Source organism: Salmonella sp. SJTUF15570 (genome assembly GCF_043357055.1).
Lineage (GTDB): Bacteria > Pseudomonadota > Gammaproteobacteria > Enterobacterales > Enterobacteriaceae > Salmonella > Salmonella enterica.
In genome coordinates this window covers 475,660-494,782 of sequence record NZ_JBEUKJ010000003.1, presented here as the reverse complement: position 1 = coordinate 494,782, position 19,123 = coordinate 475,660, and the positions used below count along the sequence as shown (strand labels likewise).

At 54.2% G+C, this 19,123-nt stretch carries 24 protein-coding genes and 2 pseudogenes; all 26 read left to right on the top strand.

Features of this window, described 5'->3' with window-relative positions:
- Positions 1–83: 83 nt before the first annotated feature.
- On the top strand, positions 84–569 hold the full coding sequence (locus tag ABVN44_RS08695) for a phage terminase small subunit P27 family (RefSeq protein WP_000929174.1): 486 nt from the start codon (positions 84–86) through the stop codon (positions 567–569).
- 13 nt (positions 570–582) lie between these two features.
- Positions 583–2,316, top strand: a complete 1,734-nt coding sequence (locus ABVN44_RS08690) for a terminase large subunit (protein WP_000088161.1) — start codon at positions 583–585, stop codon at positions 2,314–2,316.
- 11 nt (positions 2,317–2,327) lie between these two features.
- A complete protein-coding gene (gene ymfR, locus ABVN44_RS08685) occupies positions 2,328–2,510 on the top strand; it encodes a protein YmfR (RefSeq protein WP_000605606.1) in 183 nt (60 codons plus the stop codon).
- Positions 2,510–3,751 (top strand): phage portal protein, encoded by a 1,242-nt coding sequence (locus tag ABVN44_RS08680; RefSeq protein WP_001514795.1) that lies wholly within the window; start codon positions 2,510–2,512, stop codon positions 3,749–3,751. Before ymfR ends, ABVN44_RS08680 begins: the two co-directional genes overlap by 1 nt.
- Complete coding sequence (locus ABVN44_RS08675; protein WP_022630979.1) at positions 3,729–4,388, top strand: HK97 family phage prohead protease; 660 nt, start codon at positions 3,729–3,731, stop codon at positions 4,386–4,388. The genes ABVN44_RS08680 and ABVN44_RS08675 overlap by 23 nt, the downstream gene beginning before the upstream one ends.
- 14 nt (positions 4,389–4,402) lie before the next feature.
- On the top strand, positions 4,403–5,608 hold the full coding sequence (locus ABVN44_RS08670) for a phage major capsid protein (protein ID WP_000257507.1): 1,206 nt from the start codon (positions 4,403–4,405) through the stop codon (positions 5,606–5,608).
- A 49-nt stretch (positions 5,609–5,657) separates the two neighbouring features.
- A pseudogene (locus ABVN44_RS08665) lies at positions 5,658–5,857 on the top strand (hypothetical protein).
- Positions 5,858–5,859: 2 nt separating this feature from the next.
- Positions 5,860–6,183, top strand: coding sequence for a head-tail connector protein (locus tag ABVN44_RS08660; protein ID WP_000927719.1), 324 nt, complete (start codon positions 5,860–5,862; stop codon positions 6,181–6,183).
- Entirely contained in the window at positions 6,180–6,590 is a 411-nt protein-coding gene (locus ABVN44_RS08655) for a phage head closure protein (RefSeq protein ID WP_000702388.1), read from the top strand. Before ABVN44_RS08660 ends, ABVN44_RS08655 begins: the two co-directional genes overlap by 4 nt.
- On the top strand, positions 6,565–7,071 hold the full coding sequence (locus ABVN44_RS08650) for a hypothetical protein (protein WP_022630978.1): 507 nt from the start codon (positions 6,565–6,567) through the stop codon (positions 7,069–7,071). Before ABVN44_RS08655 ends, ABVN44_RS08650 begins: the two co-directional genes overlap by 26 nt.
- Positions 7,068–7,628 carry a hypothetical protein gene (locus ABVN44_RS08645; protein WP_000779279.1) on the top strand — a complete coding sequence of 187 codons (561 nt, stop codon included), beginning with the start codon at positions 7,068–7,070 and terminating at the stop codon, positions 7,626–7,628. The genes ABVN44_RS08650 and ABVN44_RS08645 overlap by 4 nt, the downstream gene beginning before the upstream one ends.
- An 8-nt stretch (positions 7,629–7,636) precedes the next feature.
- The gene (locus ABVN44_RS08640) at positions 7,637–7,807 is read left to right on the top strand and encodes a DUF2635 domain-containing protein (protein ID WP_000497751.1); all 171 of its coding nucleotides are present in this window, start codon (positions 7,637–7,639) and stop codon (positions 7,805–7,807) included.
- Positions 7,791–9,287, top strand: a complete 1,497-nt coding sequence (locus tag ABVN44_RS08635) for a phage tail sheath subtilisin-like domain-containing protein (RefSeq protein WP_022630977.1) — start codon at positions 7,791–7,793, stop codon at positions 9,285–9,287. Before ABVN44_RS08640 ends, ABVN44_RS08635 begins: the two co-directional genes overlap by 17 nt.
- Positions 9,287–9,643: a phage tail tube protein gene (locus ABVN44_RS08630; protein ID WP_000090998.1), complete on the top strand. Its 357-nt coding sequence runs from the start codon at positions 9,287–9,289 to the stop codon at positions 9,641–9,643. Before ABVN44_RS08635 ends, ABVN44_RS08630 begins: the two co-directional genes overlap by 1 nt.
- Entirely contained in the window at positions 9,643–9,912 is a 270-nt protein-coding gene (locus tag ABVN44_RS08625) for a phage tail assembly protein (RefSeq protein WP_000661047.1), read from the top strand. Before ABVN44_RS08630 ends, ABVN44_RS08625 begins: the two co-directional genes overlap by 1 nt.
- A gap of 141 nt (positions 9,913–10,053) precedes the next feature.
- Entirely contained in the window at positions 10,054–11,886 is a 1,833-nt protein-coding gene (locus ABVN44_RS08620; RefSeq protein ID WP_022630976.1) for a phage tail tape measure protein, read from the top strand.
- Between the two features lie 99 nt (positions 11,887–11,985).
- Positions 11,986–12,480, top strand: coding sequence for a hypothetical protein (locus ABVN44_RS08615; protein ID WP_001219112.1), 495 nt, complete (start codon positions 11,986–11,988; stop codon positions 12,478–12,480).
- Between the two features lie 90 nt (positions 12,481–12,570).
- Positions 12,571–13,899: a DNA circularization protein gene (locus tag ABVN44_RS08610; RefSeq protein WP_000219913.1), complete on the top strand. Its 1,329-nt coding sequence runs from the start codon at positions 12,571–12,573 to the stop codon at positions 13,897–13,899.
- Complete coding sequence (locus ABVN44_RS08605; protein WP_000999499.1) at positions 13,896–14,975, top strand: phage baseplate assembly protein; 1,080 nt, start codon at positions 13,896–13,898, stop codon at positions 14,973–14,975. The genes ABVN44_RS08610 and ABVN44_RS08605 overlap by 4 nt, the downstream gene beginning before the upstream one ends.
- A complete protein-coding gene (locus tag ABVN44_RS08600; RefSeq protein WP_022630975.1) occupies positions 14,975–15,523 on the top strand; it encodes a phage baseplate assembly protein V in 549 nt (182 codons plus the stop codon). The genes ABVN44_RS08605 and ABVN44_RS08600 overlap by 1 nt, the downstream gene beginning before the upstream one ends.
- On the top strand, positions 15,523–15,948 hold the full coding sequence (locus ABVN44_RS08595) for a phage GP46 family protein (RefSeq protein ID WP_000424732.1): 426 nt from the start codon (positions 15,523–15,525) through the stop codon (positions 15,946–15,948). The genes ABVN44_RS08600 and ABVN44_RS08595 overlap by 1 nt, the downstream gene beginning before the upstream one ends.
- Entirely contained in the window at positions 15,935–16,993 is a 1,059-nt protein-coding gene (locus ABVN44_RS08590) for a baseplate J/gp47 family protein (protein WP_022630974.1), read from the top strand. The genes ABVN44_RS08595 and ABVN44_RS08590 overlap by 14 nt, the downstream gene beginning before the upstream one ends.
- Positions 16,984–17,568, top strand: coding sequence for a YmfQ family protein (locus tag ABVN44_RS08585; RefSeq protein WP_000383548.1), 585 nt, complete (start codon positions 16,984–16,986; stop codon positions 17,566–17,568). Before ABVN44_RS08590 ends, ABVN44_RS08585 begins: the two co-directional genes overlap by 10 nt.
- A 3-nt stretch (positions 17,569–17,571) precedes the next feature.
- A pseudogene (locus tag ABVN44_RS08580) lies at positions 17,572–17,961 on the top strand (hypothetical protein); the annotation flags it as partial.
- 189 nt (positions 17,962–18,150) lie between these two features.
- Positions 18,151–18,654, top strand: coding sequence for a phage tail protein (locus ABVN44_RS08575; protein ID WP_371047609.1), 504 nt, complete (start codon positions 18,151–18,153; stop codon positions 18,652–18,654).
- 6 nt (positions 18,655–18,660) lie between these two features.
- Entirely contained in the window at positions 18,661–19,068 is a 408-nt protein-coding gene (locus ABVN44_RS08570) for a tail fiber assembly protein (protein WP_000006335.1), read from the top strand.
- Positions 19,069–19,123: the final 55 nt, after the last annotated feature.

The window sequence follows — 19,123 nt, the reverse complement described above, 5'->3', positions numbered from 1 at the left end:
CTGTGACCTGACGTCTTCCGGACTGCCCGCCCCATCGTTTTTTTATACCCGCGAAAAATGAAATTTAACCAGGAGTGCCGCATATGGCTGGAACGGCGGGGCGTTCCGGGCGTCGCCCCAAGCCAACGGCGCGCAAGGCGCTGGCCGGAAACCCCGGCAAGCGAGCCCTGAATAAAGATGAACCTGTTTTTACGCCCATCAAAGGTGTTGAGCCACCGGAGTGGTTCGCTGAAGAAGATCTCCCTCTCGCCACGATCATGTGGCAACTGACAACCAAAGAACTCTGCGGTCAGGGCCTGCTGTGCGTGACTGACCTGGCGGTACTTGAGCGGTGGTGTGTGGCCTATGAATTCTGGCGACGTGCCGTGAAAAATATTGCCAGACAGGGCAACACCATCACCGGTGCAATGGGCGGCATGGTCAAAAATCCGGAGCTGACCGCCAAAAAAGAACAGGAGTCCGAGATGAGCAGCACGGGGGCAATGCTCGGACTCGACCCCAGCAGCCGCCAGCGTCTGATTGGCCTGGCGGGGAAGAAGAAAGCCACTAACCCGTTTCTGACAATCTGAAAATCATCGAATCATGAGCCGGAAATCTTACCCCAACGTAAATGCAGCCAATCAGTATGCCCGGGATGTCGTGCGCGGAAAGATTGTTGCCTGCCAGTTTGTGATTCAGGCCTGCCAGCGCCATCTTGATGACCTGATGGCGGAAAAAAGTAAGTCGTTTCGTTACCGCTTCGACAAGGACCTGGCTGAACGGGCCGCGAAATTTATTCAGCTGTTGCCGCACACCAAGGGGGAGTGGGCATTCAAACGGATGCCCATCACGCTGGAGCCGTGGCAGCTATTTGTGATCTGCTGTGCGTTTGGCTGGGTCAATAAAGGCACCCGGTTGCGCCGCTTCCGGGAGGTGTACACCGAAATCCCCCGTAAGAACGGCAAATCAGCAATCTCTGCCGGTGTTGCCCTGTATTGTTTTGCCTGTGATAACGAGTTTGGCGCGGAAGTGTATTCCGGTGCCACGACAGAGAAACAGGCGTGGGAAGTCTTTCGCCCGGCGCGACTGATGTGTAAACGCACACCCATGCTGACAGAAGCGTTCGGGATTGAGGTTAACGCCTCAAACATGAACCGTCCGGAGGATGGCGCGCGGTTTGAACCGCTGATCGGCAACCCAGGTGATGGTTCATCACCCCACTGTGCCGTGGTGGATGAATATCACGAGCATGCCACCGATGCGCTTTATACCACAATGCTTACCGGGATGGGGGCGCGACGTCAGCCACTGATGTGGGCCATCACCACCGCCGGGTACAACATTGAGGGGCCGTGCTACGACAAACGGCGGGAAGTCATCGAGATGCTCAACGGCTCGGTGCCTAACGATGAACTGTTCGGGATCATCTATACCGTTGATGAAGGTGACGACTGGACCGACCCGCAGGTGCTGGAAAAAGCCAATCCAAATATTGGCGTGTCGGTTTATCGCGAATTTTTGTTAAGTCAGCAGCAGCGTGCGAAAAATAATGCCCGTCTGGCAAACGTCTTTAAAACAAAACACCTCAATATCTGGGTGTCGGCGCGTTCGGCGTATTTCAACCTGGTGAGCTGGCAGAGCTGCGAGGATAAATCACTGACTCTTGAGCAGTTCGAGGGGCAGCCGTGCATTCTGGCCTTTGACCTGGCGCGTAAGCTGGATATGAACAGCATGGCGCGACTTTATACCCGCGAGATTGACGGTAAAACGCATTACTACAGTGTGGCCCCGCGTTTCTGGGTACCGTATGACACGGTGTACAGCGTCGAGAAAAATGAAGATCGCCGGACAGCCGAACGCTTTCAGAAATGGGTGGAAATGGGCGTTCTGACCGTTACCGATGGTGCAGAGGTGGATTATCGCTACATCCTCGAAGAGGCCAAAGCGGCGAACAAAATCAGCCCGGTCAGTGAGTCACCCATCGACCCTTTTGGAGCGACCGGGCTGTCACATGACCTTGCTGATGAAGACCTGAATCCCGTTACTATCGTCCAGAACTTCGCCAATATGTCCGACCCGATGAAAGAGCTGGAGGCAGCGATTGAATCGGGACGCTTTCATCATGACGGCAATCCCATCATGACCTGGTGTATCGGCAATGTGGTCGGCAAAAACATGCCAGGTAACGATGATTTAGTGAAGCCCGTCAAAGAGCAGGCGGAAAACAAAATCGATGGTGCAGTTGCGCTGATTATGGCGGTTGGCAGAGCCATGCTGTACGAGAAAGAAGACACGCTGTCTGACCACATTGAGTCCTATGGGATCCGCTCGCTTTAACTGAGGTAATTATGATCATGCTGATTCTCGCGCCTCTGGTGGGCGTGCTGGGTGCGCTTTTGCTGGCGTATGGTGCCTGGCTGATTTATCCCCCGGCGGGTTTTGTTGTTGCCGGGGCGCTGTGCCTGTTCTGGTCGTGGCTGGTGGCGCGATATCTCGACCGTACACAGTCGTCTGTCGGCGGAGGTAAATAGTGTTCTTTTCGGGATTATTTCAACGAAAAAGTGACGCACCGGTGACCACGCCAGCAGAGCTGGCGGATGCCATCGGGCTGTCGTATGACACCTATACCGGAAAGCAGATCAGCAGTCAGCGGGCCATGCGACTGACGGCGGTTTTTTCCTGCGTCAGAGTGCTGGCAGAGTCGGTCGGGATGTTGCCCTGCAATCTGTATCACCTGAACGGCAGCCTGAAGCAGAGAGCCACCGGCGAACGTCTGCATAAACTGATCTCCACGCATCCCAATGGCTATATGACGCCGCAGGAGTTCTGGGAGCTGGTGGTCACCTGTCTGTGCCTGAGGGGAAACTTTTACGCCTACAAAGTGAAAGCATTTGGCGAAGTGGCTGAACTGCTGCCCGTCGATCCCGGCAGTGTGGTACCGAAGCTTAACAGTAGCTGGGAACCGGTCTATCAGGTCACATTCCCGGATGGCTCCACGGATGTACTGAGCCAGGAGGATATCTGGCATGTGCGTACGCTGACGCTGGACGGACTGGTGGGGCTGAATCCCATCGCCTATGCCCGCGAGGCAATATCGCTGGCGGCAGCGACCGAAGAGCACGGGGCCAGACTGTTCAGCAATGGCGCGGTGACATCGGGTGTTTTGCGTACAGAGCAGACGCTGTCGGATCAGGCTTATGAGCGCCTGAAGAAAGATTTTGAGGAGCGTCACACCGGGCTTGGCAATGCTCACCGCCCGATGATCCTTGAGATGGGGCTGGACTGGAAGTCGATGGCGCTGAACGCCGAGGACAGCCAGTTCCTGGAAACCCGCAAGTTTCAGCTTGAAGAAATCTGTCGTCTGTTCCGGGTGCCGTTGCACATGGTGCAGAACACCGATCGCGCCACCTTCAATAATATCGAAGAGCTGGGGCTGGGATTTATCAACTATTCACTGGTGCCGTATCTGACCCGCATCGAACAGCGGATCAACACCGGACTGGTACGAAAAAGTAAGCAGGGCGTTTATTACGCCAAATTTAACGCCGGGGCGTTACTGCGCGGGGATATGAAGTCCCGTTTTGAAGCCTACGCCACCGGGATCAACTGGGGAATTTACTCTCCCAATGACTGCCGCGACCTGGAAGATATGAATCCGCGTCCCGGTGGTGATGTCTATCTCACACCGATGAACATGACCACGAAACCCTCCGATGGCAGTAAAGCCGGTAAGCAGAAGGATAACGCCAATGCAGACGAAACAACGTCTTGATGTACCGCTGAGTCTGAAATCTGTCAGTGACTCCGGTGAGTTTGAAGGGTATGGCTCCGTCTTTGGTGTAAAGGACAGCCACGATGATGTGGTGATGTCCGGGGCATTTGCTGCTTCCCTGCGGGCGTGGAGTGACAGAAAAGCGTTACCTGCGCTGCTCTGGCAGCACCGCATGGATGAACCCATCGGTGTTTACACCGAAATGAAGGAAGACGATGTCGGGCTTTACGTCAGGGGACGGTTGCTTATTGATGATGATCCCCTCGCAAAACGCGCACATGCACACATGAAGGCCGGTTCGTTAACCGGCCTTTCTATTGGGTACGTCCTGAAAGACTGGGAATACGACCGGAGCAAAGAAGCCTTTCTGCTGAAAGAAATCGACCTCTGGGAAGTCAGCCTGGTGACGTTCCCGTCTAACGACGAGGCGCGGATCAGCGACGTCAAGAACGCACTGGCCCGCGGGGAAATCCCCGAACAGAAAAAAATCGAAAGAGTCCTGCGTGATGTCGGACTCTCCCGTACCCAGGCCAAAGCATTCATGGCCGGGGGCTATGGCGCACTGTCCCTGCGCGACGCTGAGGATGTGGGCTCTGCACTGAATGCACTGAATGCACTGAAAAATCTGAACTTCTAATCAGGAGAAATACGATGGCGGTTGATATTAAAGATGTCGAACAGGTCGCGCAGGAGCTGCAGCAGAAGTTTGACGACTTCAAAGCAAAGAACGACAAGCGCGTGGATGCGATTGAGCAGGAAAAAGGCAAGCTTGCCGGGCAGGTGGAAACCCTGAACGGGAAACTCAGCGAGCTGGAAAATCTCAAAAGCGACCTTGAAAAAGAGCTGCTTGAGCTGAAACGTCCGGCAGGTGGAGCGCAAAATAAACTGGCCACCGAGCATAAAGAGGCGTTTGTGGGCTTTCTACGTAAAGGCCGTGAAGACGGTCTGCGCGATCTGGAGCGTAAGGCATTGCAGGTGGGTACCGATGAAGACGGTGGCTACGCCGTGCCGGAAGAACTGGATCGCAACATTCTTAACCTGCTGAAAGATGAAGTGGTGATGCGTCAGGAAGCCACGGTGATCACCGTTGGCGGTTCCGACTACAAAAAACTGGTGAATCTGGGCGGTACGGCTTCCGGATGGGTGGGGGAAACGGATACGCGATCCCAGACTGCCACCTCCAGACTGGAGCTGATTGAACCTCTCATGGGGGAAATCTACGGCAACCCGCAGGCTACCCAGAAAATGCTGGACGATGCCTTCTTCAACGTGGAGGCCTGGATCAACAGCGAGCTGGCAACCGAATTTGCCGAACAGGAAGAAATTGCCTTTACCTCAGGCGATGGCACCAAGAAGCCGAAAGGGTTCCTGGCGTATGAATCCACTGATGAAACCGACAAGGTCCGGGCGTTCGGCAAACTTCAGCATATTGTATCCGGCGAAGCGACCGCGGTGACCGCAGACGCCATTATCAAACTGATTTACACGCTGCGTAAGGCACACCGCACTGGCGCGAAGTTCATGATGAACAACAACAGCCTGTTTGCCATCCGTCTGCTGAAAGACACCGAGGGTAACTATCTGTGGCGTCCGGGGCTGGAACTGGGGCAGCCGTCCTCTCTGGCGGGTTACGGTATCGCTGAAAACGAACAGATGCCGGATATCGCCGCTGATGCGAAAGCCATTGCATTTGGTAACTTCAAACGGGGTTACACCATCGTTGACCGTATCGGCACCCGCATTCTGCGTGACCCGTACACCAATAAACCGTTTGTCGGTTTTTATACCACCAAGCGCACCGGCGGGATGCTGGTCGATTCGCAGGCCATCAAACTGCTGAAGATTGCAGCGGCGTAATCACTCAGGGGCGCGGAACCGCGCCCCCTGTTCTGACGGGTGAAGAATCATGATCCTGAAACAAGATCTGAAATGGTCACCGGACGGTATGCGTGTTGAGGTCATTCAGGCCGGTGAGTATGACGACGGGGCGCTTCCTGCCCGGGTGCAGGAGATTGCACTTCAGGCCGGGTTAGCAGAGCGCGGAATCAGTGCAAAAAGCAGTAAAGCGGCAAAAGAGAAAAAGCCACGACCAGTAAAGAGGGCTGAGTATGCTTCTGACAATGGAAGAGATTAAAGCCCAACTCCGGCTGGATGAGGATTTCGATACTGATGACCGCCATCTGCAACTGCTGGCATGTGCGGCACAAAAGCGGACGGAAACGTATCTGAACCGGAAGCTCTATGCACCGGATGAAACCATTCCGGACAGCGATCCGGACGGGCTGCACCTGCCGGATGATATTCGTCTGGGGATGCTGATGCTTATCAGCCATTTTTACGAAAACCGCTCGTCGGTTACGGAAGTGGAGAAACTCGACATGCCGCAGAGTTTTGGCTGGCTTGTCGGCCCGTACAGGTACTTTCCGCAATGAAAATTCGTCAGGCGCAGACCAGCGCAACCTACATTCTGCCGGACCCCGGTGAACTGAATAAACGCGTCCTGATCCGCCTGCGGGTGGATATGCCCGCGGATAACTTTGGCGTGGAGCCTCAATACCCGGTTACGTTCCGGACATGGGCGAAGGTTATCCAGACCAGTGCCACCACCTGGCAGGAAACCGCGCAGACCGGGGACGCCATCACCCATTACATCACCATTCGTTACCGCCGGGGGATCACCGCTGATTATGAGGTGGTCTGCGGTGACAGTGTGTACCGGGTGAAACGTCAGCGCGATCTGAACGGGGCGCGGCGCTTTCTGCTGCTGGAGTGTACGGAGCTGGGCGAATGTAGGCAGAGTCACGGAGGCAACAATGACGACTTCCTTTTTGCACGTTGATTTTCAGCAGCCCGCGGAGATGCGCTTTAACCGCGCCCGTGTCCGGCGGGCGTTTGTCACGATTGGTCAGCGTCATATGCGTGATGCCCGTCGGCTGGTGATGCGCCGTGCGCGGTCGGCACCGGGTGAAAACCCCGGTTATCAGACCGGACGCCTGGCTCGTTCGATTGGTTACATGGTACCCAGAGCCAGTAAACATCGCCCTGGTTTTATGGCACGTATAGCCCCTAACCAGCGTAATGGAGAGGGAAACCGCCGTATCACCGGTGATTTTTATCCGGCTTTTTTGTTCTATGGCGTGAGGCGAGGGGAAAAGCGTCGTCGCAGCCATCATCGTGGTGCATCCGGTGGCAGCGGCTGGCGACTTGCTCCACGTAATAACTTCATGGTGGAAACGCTTGAAAAGAACCGCAGCTGGACACGCTATTTTCTGGCGCGGGAATTGCGTAAATCACTGAAGCCGGAGCGACGACACAGATGAAACTGACGCCTGTTATTGCTGCACTGCGTGCCCGCTGTCCGTATTTTGAAAACCGGGTTGCAGGCGCGGCCCAGTTCAAAAATCTGCCGGAGGTCGGAAAGCTGAAGCTCCCGGCGGCATATGTGGTACCGGGTGATGATTCTCCGGGAGAAAACAAAAGCCAGACCGACTACTGGCAGGAGCTGAAAGAGGGTTTCTCCGTGGTTGTCATACTGAGTAACGGGCGTGATGAGCGCGGTCAGTTTGCCTCGTATGATGTGGTGGACGATGTCCGGCAGATGCTCTTTAAGGCTCTGCTGGGCTGGAACCCGGAGGCGTGCGGTAACCCGATTACCTATGACGGCGGCACGCTGCTGGATCTGAATCGTCATGAGCTGATTTATCAGTTCGATTTTTCGGTCATCAGCGAGCTGACTGAAGACGATACCCGCCAGCAGGATGATCTGAACAGTCTGGATGAACTGCAAACGCTGGCGATTGATGTTGATTATCTCGAGCCCGGTAACGGGCCTGACGGCGATATCGAACATCACACCGAAATAACTCTTCCTTCCTGAGGATCCTCATGTTTGTCAAACCTGTTAAAGGGCGGTCAGTTCCTGATCCTGCCCGCGGCGACCTTTTGCCCGCCGAAGGGCGAAATGTTGACGAGAACAACTACTGGCTGCGCCGTGAAGCAGCTGGTGATATCCGGCGCGTGAATAAAAAGGTGAATACCGATGACGATAAGCTTTAACACCATTCCGTCGAATACGCTGGTTCCGTTGTTTTATGCGGAAATGGATAACCAGGCGGCGAATACTGCACAGGACAGCGGAGCATCGCTGCTGATTGGTCATGCCAATAACGGTGCAGAGATTGTTGCCAACAGTCTGGTACTGATGCCGTCGGCAGACTATGCACGCCAGATTTGTGGTGCGGGAAGTCAGCTGGCGCGTATGGTCGAGGCTTATCGCCAGACTGACCCGTTTGGCGAGCTGTATGTGATTGCCGTTCCTGAATCCACAGGCGCGGCGGCAACGGTTACGCTGACGGTGACCGGGGCGGCAACCGAAACCGGCACGGTGAATGTGTATGTGGGACGTACCCGCGTGCAGGCACCGGTGACTAACGGCGATAACGTCACGATGATTGCCAGCAGTATCCAGGATGCCATCAATGCCGTTCCGACCCTGCCGTTTACGGCTTCATCTTCGGCAGGCGTGGTCACACTGACCGCGCGTCATAAGGGGCTTTGCGGGAATGAAATTCCTGTCAGCCTCAATTACTACGGCTTTGGTGGGGGCGAAGTGCTGCCAGCGGGCGTACAGATTGCCGTGGCGACGGGTACCGCCGGAACGGGTGCTCCGGTTCTCACCGGCGCGGTGGCTGCAATGGCGGATGAGCCGTTTGATTATATTGGCCTGCCGTTCAACGACACGGCCTCCGTTAACACGCTGGTGACCGAGATGAACGATACCAGCGGTCGCTGGAGCTATGCGCGTCAGCTGTATGGTCATGTGTATACGGCAAAGACCGGCACGCTGTCAGAACTGGTGACCGCAGGTGACCAGTTTAACCAGCAGCACATTACCCTGGCGGGGTACGAAAAAGACACCCAGACGCCTGCCGACGAGCTGGCGGCAAGCCGTACCGCCCGCGCAGCGGTGTTTATCCGCAACGATCCGGCACGTCCCACGCAGACCGGTGAGCTGGTGGGTATGCTGCCTGCGCCGAAGGGGAAACGGTTCACGATGACCGAGCAGCAGACCCTGCTGTCTCATGGCGTGGCAACGGCGTATGTCGAAAGCGGGGTGCTGCGCATTCAGCGTGATGTCACCACGTACAGGAAAAATGCTTACGGGGTTGCGGATAACAGCTACCTCGACAGCGAGACGCTGCATACCAGTGCGTATGTACTGCGCAAACTGAAATCCGTCATTACCAGTAAGTACGGGCGTCACAAGCTTGCCAGCGACGGTACCCGCTTTGGTCCCGGTCAGGCGATTGTCACCCCGGCGGTAATCAAAGGGGAACTGCTGGCAACCTACCGTCAGCTTGAGCGTGCGGGGATCGTGGAAAACTACGAACTGTTTAAGCAGTACCTGGTTGTGGAGCGTGATGCCAGCGATCCGAACCGCCTGAACACGCTGTTCCCGCCTGACTATGTTAACCAGTTGCGTGTTTTTGCCGTGGTTAACCAGTTCCGTCTTCAGTATTCAGAGGAGTCTGCATAATGGCCCGTATCGGGGGAACCTGTTATTTCAAAATTGACGGTCAGCAGCTATCGCTGACCGGCGGCATTGAGGTGCCCATGAACAGGACGGTCAATGATGACATCATCGGCCTGGACGGTTCAGTGGACCGCAAGGAAACTCACCGTGCGCCTTATGTCAAAGGGACCTTCAAGGTGCCGAAGAATTTTCCGGTGAGCAAAATCACCTCGTCTGATGAGATGACCATCACTGCCGAGCTGGCGAACGGTCAGGTCTATGTATTGTCGTCCGCCTGGCTGCACGGAGAAGCGAACCATAATGCCGAAGAAGGCACGGTTGATCTTGAGTTCCACGGTGAAGAAGGGGATTACCAGTAATGAAAGAGCTTGAGTTAAAGAAACCGATTATCGCTCATGGTGAGACACTCTCCGTACTGGAGTTTGATGAACCCACCGGGAAGGATGTCCGCGAGCTGGGGTATCCCTACCAGATGAATCAGGATGAGTCCGTCAGACTTCTGGCGCATGTGGTGTCGAAATACATTGTGCGGCTGGCGAAAGTGCCGCAAAGCTCTGTCGACCAGATGTCTCCGGCAGACCTGAATGCAGCGGCGTGGCTTGTGGCTGGTTTTTTCCTCCAGGCCTGACGGCTGAATACCTCACTGATCGCTTCTTTGACTGCGCCAGCTACTGGCGCATTAATCCCTTCGAATTGCTGAGTATGCCGATCAGTGAAATTCCCTTGCTGGTCAGTCAGGCAAACAGGATAGAGCAGGAGAAACGCACACATGGCTGAATTTGAGCTTAAGGCGTTGATCACCGGTGTCGACAGGCTTTCTCCCGCGCTGTCGAAAATGCAAAAGAAAATCCGGGGATTTAAACGCCAGGCGGAAGAAGCGTCACAGGGTGGGCTGGCGCTTGGGGGCGGATTGGCAGCGGGTCTGACGCTTTCCCTGAAATCTTATGCCGATCAGGAAAACGCCGCCACCGGGCTGAAAGTCGCCATGATGGATGCGAACGGCGAGGTTGGAAAGAGCTTTCAGGACATCAATAAACTGGCTATTGGCCTGGGTAACCAGCTACCTGGTACAACGGCTGATTTCCAGAACATGATGCAGATGCTGGTGCGTCAGGGGATCCCGGCAGAAAACATTCTGGGTGGTGTGGGTAAAGCGACAGCTTATCTTGCGGTACAACTGAAAAAAACACCGGAAGCGGCTGCTGAGTTTGCTGCAAAGATGCAGGATGCTACCGGAACGGCGTCAGAAGACATGATGGGGCTGTTCGACACTATCCAGAAGGCGTTTTATCTGGGCGTTGACGATACCAACATGTTGTCCTTCTTCACTAAAACCAGTTCTGTTCTGAAGATGGTGAACAAGGATGGTCTTCAGGCTGCACAGAGCCTTGCCCCCATCAGCGTCATGATGGATCAGATGGGGATGAACGGGGAGTCGGCAGGTAATGCCCTGCGAAAAGTTATCCAGTCCGGATTAAGCGTTAAGAAAATCAGGGACGTTAATAAAGTTATGGCCCGCCAGAAACTCGGGGTACAGCTCGATTTTACTGACGGCAAAGGAAGTTTTGGCGGTCTTGATAACATGTTCAGGCAACTGGCAAAGCTGCGAAAACTGACCGACGTTAAGCGAACAGATGTACTTAAGGCAATATTTGGTGATGATGCCGAAACCATTCAGGTGGTCAATGCACTAATCGATAAAGGAAAGGATGGCTACGATCAGATCCAGCAGAAGATGAATAAACAGGCCAGCCTGAATAAACGTGTTCAGGCACAGCTTGGTACGCTGTCCAACCTGTGGGAGGCAATGACAGGGACCGCAACTAACGGCCTTGCGGCTATTGGCGGCGCATTTTCTGGTGACGCTAAAAATATCACACAATGGCTGGGGGAGTTGGGGGAGAAATTCACGAAGTTTGCGGATGAAAATCCCCGGGTTATTCGCGGCGTCGTCGGGCTTGCTGCCGGTCTTGCGATTCTGAAACTGGGATTGATGGGCGTGGGCAGTGCCATCAGTATTGTCAGCAGGATTATGTCGATGACGCCGATTGGCATGATTGCGACGGCGATTGCTCTGGCTGCGGGATTAATTATCACTAACTGGGATGTTGTCGGACCTTATTTCAAGAAGCTCTGGGAAACCATTGGTCCTTATTTTGAGGCAGGTTGGGAACTTCTGAAGAAGGTTTTTGCCTGGTCGCCGCTGGGGATGGTGATCAATAACTGGGGACCGGTTGTTAAGTGGTTTCAGGATATGTGGGACAAGCTGAAGCCAATTATTGAGTGGTTTACCGACAGTTTCGGTGACACGGTCGATGCCATTAACTCTGCGCAGTGGGGCGCGGGTGCTTATGATGCTTATGGGACGGGAATACCGGCGCGGGGATACACACCTTATCCGGCGGTGGATCCGGCTCAGTCAAACAACGCCTCCGATGCCACAGGCTCGAATCCCTTCATGATTAACAAAGCTTCTGTGCCAAAAGTTGATGGTGAGATCAAGGTATCTTTTGTGAATTCGCCTCCGGGTATGCGGGTTATGGAAACGCGATCCAGCGGTTTTGATGTCAGCCATGATGTTGGCTATACGCGGTTCAGGTAGTGTACAAAATGATTAATGTGTTTTTGTCTGGCATAATTTGGGTTTTCAGCTTTAAGTAGTTAATATAATCATTCCTTACAAATGATTGAAGGGATGATTATGCGTATCTTTGTTTTTTTTATATCTGCACTTTTATCTTTTAACTTGGCTGCGGAAGAGTGTAAGTTCAGCTTTAATGAGTCAGAATTAATCTCTTCTATAGGTATTGCACCAGTTAAGCAAGAGATAATAAAGGACGAAGGAATAACTAAGCGGCAATATGAATTCAGAAGAGAATTATCTTCTGAAGAAATGCTTAGTGATGACGCTGATGAAAAATATGAGCCGCAGTTTTATATATCTGTTTATAATCCATCATGCCCACAAAAGGTTATTGTTTGGTTTTTCAAAGACAATAAAAACACAATGGATTTAAGTAATGAGGTCCTTGCTGGTAGAGCGTTCAAGTATTTAACTGGTGTTAATGAAAGTATTTTTGAAAATAAAATGAAAAAGTTTTTAAAGGTACAGTCATTTGAATCTTTTGATGAAAGGACAGATTCTAAATTTATAAAGAGTGGTGATATTTATTCCATTGATGTTCAACTCAGATAGTAATTAAAAATATTAGGTTCCCGCCACATCTTCTGCGATGTAAATAACTGACAAAGCAGATTTGGCGGGTTTTTTGTATCCGGAGTTTATATGACGTGGAAAGACAGGCTTCAGGATGCGTCATTTCGCGGCGTACCGTTTAAGGTTGAAGAAGAAAGTGCGGGAACCGGTCGCCGTGTGGAAACACACGAATATCCGAACCGCGACAAGCCCTATACCGAAGATCTGGGAAAAGTCACTTTCCGCCCGTCCATCACAGCTTATGTGGTGGGAGATGACTGCTTTGACCAGCGCGATCGCCTGATTGACGCGCTGAATAAACCCGGTCCCGGCACGCTTGTCCACCCGACATATGGTGAGCTGAAAGTCTGTGTTGACGGGGAAGTTCGGGTCAGCACATCGAAAAGTGAAGGGCGTATTGTCCGCTTTGACCTGAAGTTTGTCGAAGCAGGAGAACTCTCTTACCCCACATCAGGTGCGGCGACGGCGCAGACGCTGATGTCATCCTGTTCTGCACTGGATGACTGCATCAGTGACAGCTTCAGCGGTTTCAGTATCGATGGTGTGGCGGATTTCGTGCAGAACGACGTTATCGGTAATGCCAGCATAATGCTGGGGTATGTTTCTGATGCGATGAAAGTGGTGGATTCTGCCGTATCGGATGCCGCCAGGCTGTTGCAGGGGGATATCTCGGTACTTCTGCCGCCGCCATCGTCAGGCAAAAATTTCGTTGAGCAGGTGCAGAAAATGTGGCGTACCGGGAAACGCCTTTATGGTAACGCCAGCGACCTGGTCACCATGATCAAAACGCTTTCCGGTGTCAGCCTCGGCAGCGATCTGCAACCGCGCGGCGTCTGGAAAACGGACAGTAAAACCACCGCCACGGCGACGCAGCAGCGTAACGTGGTTGCCAGCACCCTTCGTACGACCGCAATCAGCGAAGCGGCGTATGCCGTCACCCGATTGCCTGCGCCAACAACTTCCGCGGTGATGCAGAATTCCGCAGTGGGGCAGGCAACAACACCCGCGCAGAGCACTGGCTGGCCTTCCGTCACGCATCCGGCACTGAACAATGCACCGGCGGTGAAAAACACGGTTGACCTGCCGACGTGGGAAGAACTGACTGACATTCGCGACACACTGAATACGGCAATTGATAAGGAGTTGTCCCGTACAACCAGCGATGCGCTGTTTCTGGCGCTGCGCCGGGTGAAAGCAGATCTGAATGCGGATATCAACACGCGCCTTGAACAGTCTGCACGGATCATTCAGCGCACACCGGATGAGGTTTTACCCGCGCTGGTGCTGGCGGCGACCTGGTTTGATAACGCGGCGCGTGACGCGGACATTATCCGGCGTAATGCCATTACGCATCCCGGCTTTGTGCCGGTGATCCCTCTGAAGGTGCCAGTGCAATGAACGACAATGTCACGCTACGGGTAAATGGCCGGGAGTGGAATGGCTGGACATCGGTGCGCATCGGTGCCGGTATTGAACGGCTGGCGCGGGATTTCAGTGTGGAGATCACCCGCCAGTGGCCGGGAGATGAGGGTATCACCACGCTTCAGCCGCGCATTAAAAACGGTTCAAAAGTGGAGGTGCTGATTGGTGATGAGCTGGTGATCACCGGCTGGGTGGAGGCGACGCCCGTTCGTTACGATGCCCGTTCGGTCAGCACCGGTATTGCCGGACGCAGTCTGACCGCTGACCTGATTGACTGTGCAGCCGAACCGACACAGTTTAATGGACGATCGCTGGTACAGATTGCGCAGGCGCTTGCTGCGCCTTTCGGCATTGAGGTGGTGAACAACGGTGCGCCGTCGGGTGTTATTCCTGATGTCCAGCCTGATCACGGTGAAACGGTGATTGAGGTAATCAACAAAATACTCGGTCAGCAGCAGGCACTGGCTTACGACGACCCGCACGGCAGGCTGGTGATTGGCGGTATTGGCTCAACGCGGGCACATACTGCGCTGGTACTCGGGGAAAACATCCTTTCCTGCGATACGGAGAAGAGTATCCGGGAGCGGTTTTCTGTTTACCAGGTGGCGGGGCAGCGTGCCGGAAACGACGATGATTTCGGTGAGGCCACCACCACCGCGCTGCGGGCCCGCACAGAGGACGCATTTATTGCCCGTTACCGTCCGATGTATATCAGGCAGACAGGGCAGGCTACGGGGGCAGGCTGTATTGCCCGTGCGGACTTTGAAGCCCGACAACGGGCGGCGCGGACGGATGAAACCACCTATGTGGTGCAGGGCTGGCGACAGGGTAACGGTACGCTGTGGCAGCCCAACCAGCGGGTGATTGTCTTTGATCCGGTCTGTGGTTTCGACAATACCGAACTGCTTGTTTCGGAAGTCACGTTTACTCAGGACCAGAACGGCACCCTGACGGAAATCCGTGTCGGCCCACCTGATGCTTATCTGCCTGAACCCGAAGCCCCCGGCGCGCGGAAAAAGAAAAAAGCCAGAGTACAGGAGGACCCGTTCTGATGAGGACGATTGAAGCCATGCAGCGACAACTCCTCGGCCTGATTGGGCGGGCCGTGGTGAAAAGCATCAGTGCCGCCACGAAATGTCAGACCGTGGATGTGTCCCTGATTGCCGGTGAACCCAAAGCCGGGGTTGAACATCTTGAACCCTACGGTTTTACCTCAAGGGCAAACAGCGGTGCGGAAGCGGTGGTGTTGTTTCCGGATGGCGACCGTTCTCATGCGGTGGTTGTTACGGTGTCGGACCGGCGCTACCGCCTGAAAGGGCTGCAGACGGGTGAGGTGGCTGTCTATGACGATCAGGGGCAGTCCGTGACGCTGACCCGGGAGGGGCTCGTGGTGGACGGTGCAGGTAAAACGATCACGTTTCGCAATTCACCTAAAGCGCGTTTTGAAATGGACCTGGAAGTGACCGGACAGGTGAAAGACCTGTGCGATTCCGGCGGCACCACCATGTCAGCGATGCGGCTTGCCTATAACGGCCATCGTCACAGAGAGAACGGTCAGGGCAGTAACACCGACAAACCGGATAAAGCGATGGAGGCATGATGGAACTGTGGCTGACGGTGAACGGTAAACGCACCTGCGCCAGCGCACCGCTGGATCCGCTGACCCGCGCCGTGGTGATTTCCCTGTTCACCTGGCGGCGGGCGGAGCCTGATGATAATGCCGACGTCCCGATGGGATGGTGGGGGGATACCTGGCCTGCGGTACAGAATGACCGTTACGGCTCCCGACTGTGGCTGCTTCAGCGCAGCAAACTGACCAATCAGCTGGTGCAGACGGTAAGGGGGTATATCCGCGAATGCCTGCAATGGATGATTGATGACGGCGTGGTGTCCCGTATTGATCTGGATATCCGCCGCACCGGGATTAATGAACTGGGTAACAGTATCACTCTCTGGCGTCGTGACGGACCGGTAATGATTTCTTTTGATGATCTGTGGAGTGCGATAACGCATGGCGGACAGTGAATTTCAGCGCCCGACGCTGGCAGAAAATATCAGTATGCTCCGTAACGATTTATTCGCCAGGCTGGACGTCAGCGACACGCTCCGGCGCATGGATGAAGACGTGCGGGCAAAGGTGTATGCGGCGGCGCTGCATACGGTTTACGGTTACATCGATTATCTGGCAATGAACATGCTGCCTGACCTGTGCGATGAGTCCTGGCTGGCGCGACATGCTGCGATGAAACGGTGTCCGCGCAAGGAGGCCACGGCTGCCAGCGGGTATATGCGCTGGGAAGGTGTCAGCGATGGCCTGAAGGTGACTGCCGGGAGTGTTATTCAGCGCGATGACCTGGTTCAGTACACGGCAACTGCCGATGCAACCAGCTCTGGTGGTGTCCTGCGCGTGCCGATCGCCTGCTCAAGTGCAGGTGCGGTCGGTAACGCTGACGACGGTACGGCATTAATCCTGGTCACGCCGGTGAATGGTCTGCCGTCTTCCGGTGTGGCTGACACCCTGACAGGCGGATTTGATACTGAAGAGCTGGAAACGTGGCGCGCCCGCGTCATTGAGCGGTATTACTGGACGCCTCAGGGCGGGGCTGACGGGGACTATGTCGTCTGGGCTAAAGAAGTGCCCGGCATTACCCGCGCATGGACATACCGTCACTGGATGGGAACGGGAACTGTCGGTGTGATGATTGCCAGCAGTGACCTGATTAATCCCATTCCGGAAGAATCAACGGAAACGGCGGCAAGACAACATATCGAGCCACTGGCCCCGGTGGCAGGCTCTGATTTGTATGTGTTCAGGCCGGTGGCACATACGGTGGATTTTCATATCCGTGTGACGCCGGACACACCGGAAATACGGGCTGTCATCACCGCGGAGTTGCGTTCGTTCCTGCTGCGTGATGGTTATCCGCAGGGAGAACTGAAGGTATCGCGTATCAGTGAGGCGATTTCCGGTGCGAACGGGGAATACAGCCATCAGTTGCTTGCACCGGCAGACAATATCTCCATTGCAAAAAATGAACTGGCGGTTCTGGGGACGATTTCATGGACGTGACAAACGATGATTACATCCGTCTGTTGTCGGCACTGCTGCCGCCCGGTCCGGCGTGGTCAGCCAGCGATCCGGCGATTGCAGGTGCGGCACCGTCATTAACCCGTGTTCATCAGCGTGCGGATGCCCTGATGCGGGAGTTGGATCCGCGCACCACCACTGAACTGATAAACCGCTGGGAGCGTCTGTGCGGTCTGCCGGATGAATGTATTCCCGCAGGGACACAGACCCTTCGCCAGCGTCAGCAACGGCTGGATGCGAAGGTTAATCTGGCGGGCGGCATCAATGAGGATTTTTACCTTGCACAGCTTGCTGCCCTGGGCAGACCAGACGCCACTATCACGCGATACGATAAAAGTACGTTCACCTGCTCATCGGCCTGTACTGACGCGGTGAATGCGCCGGAATGGCGGTATTACTGGCAGGTCAACATGCCAGCCGCCACCAACACCACCTGGATGACATGTGGCGATCCCTGTGATTCCGCACTGCGTATCTGGGGCGACACCGTTGTCGAGTGCGTGCTTAACAAACTCTGCCCTTCGCATACCTACGTAATTTTTAAATATCCGGAGTAATCCATGCATCGTATAGACACGAAAACCGCGCAGAAGGATAAGTTCGGCGCGGGTAAGAACGGTTTTACCCGTGGTAACCCCCAGACCGGAACGCCTGCCACCGATCTGGATGATGACTACTTTGACATGTTGCAGGAGGAGCTTTGCAGCGTGGTGGAGGCATCCGGTGCCAGCCTGGAGAAGGGGCGGCACGACCAGCTGCTTACCGCGCTTCGTGCGCTGCTGTTAAGCCGCAAGAATCCGTTTGGCGATATCAAATCGGACGGCACGGTGAAAACGGCTCTCGAAAACCTTGGTTTAGAAGAAACGATAAATCGTGCCGCCGATGCGTTACAAAAATCACAGAACGGTGCAGACATTCCTGACAAGCCGCGGTTTGTACAAAATATCGGTTTAAAAGAAACCCTCAATCCAACAAAACGCGTGAGTATCGGCAATATCGGAACCGGCGTTTTTGACGGCAGCACACCGTGTATAAATATCGGTGACAGTGACAGTGGATTTATCGGCAGCGCGGATGGCGTACTGGATATTTACTGTAACGCTGCCAAAGTGGGTTATATCGATGGCAACGGATTACACATGCTCACCGATATTCATTTCGATAATGCGCGCATGACCACTAATGGTGACATTTTTGGTTCAGTGTGGGGGAATAACTGGCTGAGTATCTGGATTACTAATCAGCTAAATACCCGTGGAACGATTGACTGGATCAATAGTGAACTGGCAGTTCGTGACAACAACATCAACACCCGCGCCACATGGGATTATGTTAACCAGACTTTCGCCCGTAAAAATACCGGCAGCATTCAGGACTGGGGCTGGATTCTGGACGACAGCACCGGATTTATAATGCAGTGGGGAACACTTGGTAACTCAAACGGAACCTACAATTTCCCGCGCGCTTTCCCTGTTGGTTGCTTTGCCGTTTTTGTAACCAATACCAACGCTCAGGGCACCCAGGTGGATAACGCATTCGGATACCCGGTGAGCAACAGTCAGTTTTTTGCCGCCACCAAGTCATCAGGAATGGCCAATCTGGTCAATAATTTTCCTGTAGCCTGGCTTGCACTTGGGAGATAAATATCAATGAGCGAATATTATTACAGCTTTAAAGAAAAAGGTTTTTTCTGGCAACCGGATACCGAATCCGATAATTCCCCTGACGATTTAATTCCCCTGACAGATGAGTATTATCGCGAGCTGATGCAGGGCCAGGTGGACGGAAAATATATTGAGCACAGGAAAGGAGGCCCGGTACTGGTTGAGCATCGCGAATATACACCTGAAGAGCTGGTTGCACAGGCTGAAGCCAGAAAAGCGGAACTTCTTGCTGAGGCTGAGTCAGTTATTGCGCCACTGGCGCGGGCGGTAAAACTGAAAATTGCCACAGATGAAGAGATTAAACGGCTGGAAGCATGGGAACTTTATAGCGTAATGGTAAACCGGGTGGATACAGCTAACCCAGACTGGCCGGAGAAACCAGCTCAGATATAAAAATATAGATATGTAGTAGAGACTGCTGCTATATGTTATATAGCAGCAATGGCTA